Here is a 3,944-nt window from a genome sequence, read left to right as displayed (position 1 = left end):
TTGCTGCGATAGAACTGGAAGTTATTGCCGCCGCTGCGCTTGGCCTGGTACACCGCCATGTCGGACTGGTTGATCATGCTCTGGGCTTCTTTGGCGGTATCCGGGAACAGGCTGATGCCGATGCTGGCGCCCAGCAGCAGTTCGTGGCCGTCAATCAGGAACGGCTTTTTCATGGCGTTGATCAGTTTCTGGCACTGCTGGCTGATGCTGCCTTCGCCGCCGTGATTTTCCAGCAGCAGGGTAAATTCATCGCCGCCCACCCGGGCCAGGGATTCTTCGCCGCCGGCATGTTGGGCAATGCGCTCGGCGGCAGCCTTGAGCAGGCGGTCACCGATTTCATGGCCCAGGGATTCATTGATGGGTTTGAAGCGGTCCAGGTCGATCATCAGCAGGGCCACTTTTTCCCGGTTCAGGCGGGCCAGGGTCAGCGATTTGTGCAGATGCTCGCGGAACTGGGTACGGTTGGCCAGGCCGGTGAGGCGGTCGTAGTTGGACAGGAATTGCAGCTGTTGCTCGGTTTCCTTGCGGGAGGTCAGGTCGGACATCATGCCCACATAACGAATCACCCGTTTCTGTTCGTCGCGCACGGCGCTCATCTGTAGCCATTCCGGGAACATTTCACCATTGCGGCGGCGTTCGCTGATTTCCCCTTCCCAGAAGCCGTTTTCCTGCAGGGCAGCGGTAATACCCAGGTAGACGTCCCGGTTGGGGTGAGTCTGTTCATCCTCGAGAATGCGGCGGCCGATGACCAGGGATTCGGAATAGCCGGTGATCTGCTCGAAGCGAGCATTCACGGCGAGGAAGCGGAACGCCTGATCGAGGATGAAGATGCCTTCCGGGGCATTTTCGAACACGGTGGCGGCCAGGCGTTGCTGTTCCTGGCTCTGGCGGTCATCGGTGATGTCCCGGCGGGTGCCGATCATGCGGGTGGCGCGGCCGTCGCGGCTGCGGGAGACCACCCGGCCTTCATCCTCAATCCAGCGCCAGCTGCCGTCGGCGTGGCGCAGCCGGTACACCGCGTGGTAGCGGCTGTCCTCGCCCTTGAAGTGAGACACCATGGCACGGCGGATGCGGGTCAGGTCGTCCGGGTGGACCAGGGTTTCCAGGTCGCCGAAGAAATTCTTGAAGTAGGCGCTGTCGTAACCCAGCAGCCGGTCGAAGTTGGTGTGGTAGTTGCGCCCGGTATCCAGCATCCAGTCCCACAGGCCGATGTTGCTGGCTTCCAGCGCCAGTTCCAGCCGTTCACTGGTGGCGGCCAGGGCGGTGTTGGTCTCGCCCAGGGCCTGGGTGCGTTCCTGCACCATGCTTTCCAGCCGATCGTTGGTTTCCTGCAGCCGCTGGCGGGCCTCCTTGCGCTCATAGATTTCCTGCGCCAACTTTTCGTTCAGGGCTTCGGCGTCGCCGCGGGCCCGGTTCAGGTAATCAATCAGGGAGCGGTTGCTGGCCTGCAGCATCATCGCCTGGTGGCCGGTGCGGTTGATGCGGCGGGCGGCGACCAGAAAGAACAGTCCCAGCAGGGATATCAGAGCAAACAGTGAGAGCGGGTGATTCTCCTGGGTTTCCGCCAGGCGGGCCACGGTCGGGCCCAGCAGCATCAACAGATACAGGAACACGGTGGGGAAATGGCTGCTGTAGGCGGCCAGCGCCATCACGCTGAGGCCCAGGCCCAGGCAGGCACAAACCAGCTGGGCGCCCAGCATCTGTGGGGTAAACAGGCTTTCCAGCGGGTTGAACAGGTAGCCGGCCAGGCCGATCAGCAACGGCGTGGACAGGGCCAGCCCGGAGAGCATGCGGCGGCAGAACGGCATGGTTTCCTGGGCATCAAGACGGCGGCGACAATAGGGCAGGACCAGCAGGCGGACAATCTGTACCGCCGCAATGACACCCAGCCAGATCAGCAGGGACGAGTGGGCCATCGGGGTAAACCAGTAAGTCCACACCAGGGTAATGGCGGCGGCACTTTCCAGCAGCAACAGGGCGGCGATGCCGCTTAGCAGCAATTGACACTGTTCATTAAGTACACCGTTGAACGGTGGTACCGGCTGGGATGATGGAGACTGCGAAGACACCGTGTTTTCTTCCTCTGGCTCGGGGCCGAGTGTTTTTGTGTTCCAGTTTACCCACAGGTAGGGGGGGAGGGAAACCGACTTTCGTGGATGAATAATAGAGAAGGGGGCCGTCAGGCAAAATTGCCCGCCCTGGCGGGCATCACCGGCAGGGACATTCTGCTAAACTTCCGCGCCATGGATGATGTGACTTCCCTTATTGATGGCTTGAACCCGGCCCAGCGCGATGCGGTGGCTGCCGATGACCGACATTTGCTGGTGCTGGCCGGGGCCGGCTCGGGAAAAACCCGGGTGCTGGTGCACCGGATCGCCTGGCAGATTGCCACTGAGCAGGCCTCGCCGTTTGGCATTCTGGCGGTGACCTTTACCAACAAGGCCGCCGCGGAAATGCGCGGACGTATTGAGCAGCTGCTGGATATGTCCGCCGACGGCATGTGGGTGGGCACCTTCCACGGCATTGCCCACCGGTTGCTGCGGGCCCACTGGCAGGAGGCCGGGCTCCCCCAGGGCTTCCAGATCATCGATGCGGACGACCAGATTCGCCTGATCAAGCGGGTGAGCAAGGAGCTGGGGCTGGACGAGCAGCGCTGGCCGGCCCGTCAGGCCACCTGGTTCATTAACGGCCAGAAAGATGAGGGCCTGCGTGCCCGGCATATGGATGTGGGCGGCGATCTGTTCGCGTTGACCATGCAGAAGATCTACTTCGCCTACGAAGAGGCCTGTGAGCGTGGCGGGCTGGTGGACTTCAATGAAATGCTGCTGCGGGTGCTGGAGCTGTTCCGCGACAACGAGAACCTGCGCGGCCACTATCAGCGCCGCTTCCGGCACATTCTGGTGGACGAATTCCAGGATACCAACAGTATTCAGTACGCCTGGCTGCGGTTGCTGGCGGACGAAAATAACGCGGTCACCATTGTCGGTGACGATGACCAGTCCATCTATGGCTGGCGCGGCGCCAAGATCGAGAATATCCACAAATTCAGCCGCGACTTCCCGGACACCCGCACCATTCGCCTGGAGCAGAACTATCGCTCCACCGGTACCATCCTGAAAGCCGCCAATGCGGTGATCGGCAATAACAGCGACCGCCTGGGCAAGGAGCTGTGGACCGAGGGTGGCGATGGCGATCCGATTCGGCTCTATTCCGGTTTCAATGAAGTGGACGAGGCGCGCTTTATTGCCGGGCGCATGGACAAGCTGTTTCAGGAAGGCACCGCGCGGCGGGAAATGGCGGTGCTGTATCGCTCCAACGCCCAGTCACGGGTGCTGGAAGAGGCATTTCTGCAGGCGGGGATTCCCTACCGTATCTATGGTGGGCAACGCTTCTTCGAGCGGGTGGAAATCAAGAACGCGCTGGCCTACCTGCGCCTGCTCAGCCATCGTCATGCGGATGCGGCCTTCGAACGGGTGGTGAATACGCCTACCCGTGGCATCGGCAACAAGACCCTGGAAACCCTGCGGGAGGTGGCCCGCCAGCGAAGCGTATCCCTGTGGGAAGCGGCTCAGGCGGTAGTGGGTGAGCAATTGCTTACTGCCCGTGCCACTAATGCCCTTGCTGTGTTCCTGAACTTGATCGCGCAGCTGGAGCAGCAGTGCGAGGGTTTGAACCTGGCGCAAACCACCGAACATGTGATCGAGGCCAGTGGCCTGCTGGAATTCCACGGCAAGGAAAAAGGCGAAAAGGGCCAGCAGCGGCTGGAAAACCTGCGCGAACTGCTTTCTGCCACCCGTGAATTCGGTGACGAAGACGAAGAGTCGGAACTGGACAGCCTGACTGCGTTTCTGGATCACGCGGCACTGGAGTCCGGCGAGGGGCAGGCCGACGCCCACGAGGATGCAGTGCAGATGATGACGTTGCATTCGGCCAAGGGGCTGGAA

General features: G+C 61.5%; 2 protein-coding genes. One reads left to right on the top strand and one right to left on the bottom strand.

The genetic code is table 11. The annotated features are described in order from the left end of the window. The coding region (locus A3754_RS25185) for a sensor domain-containing diguanylate cyclase (RefSeq protein WP_231880788.1) at nucleotides 1-2,069 on the bottom strand (2,069 nt) is incomplete at its 3' end. A 174-nt stretch (nucleotides 2,070-2,243) separates the two neighbouring features. Between A3754_RS25185 and A3754_RS25180 the strand changes: the two genes are divergently transcribed. After that, nucleotides 2,244-3,944, top strand: a 1,701-nt coding sequence (locus tag A3754_RS25180) for a UvrD-helicase domain-containing protein (protein ID WP_063521664.1), incomplete at its 3' end; no start/stop codon positions are given.

It is taken from the genome of Alcanivorax sp. HI0083 (assembly GCF_001635175.1).
The sequence above is the reverse complement of the archived record's forward strand: the minus strand, read 5'-3'. Positions and strand labels throughout refer to the sequence as shown.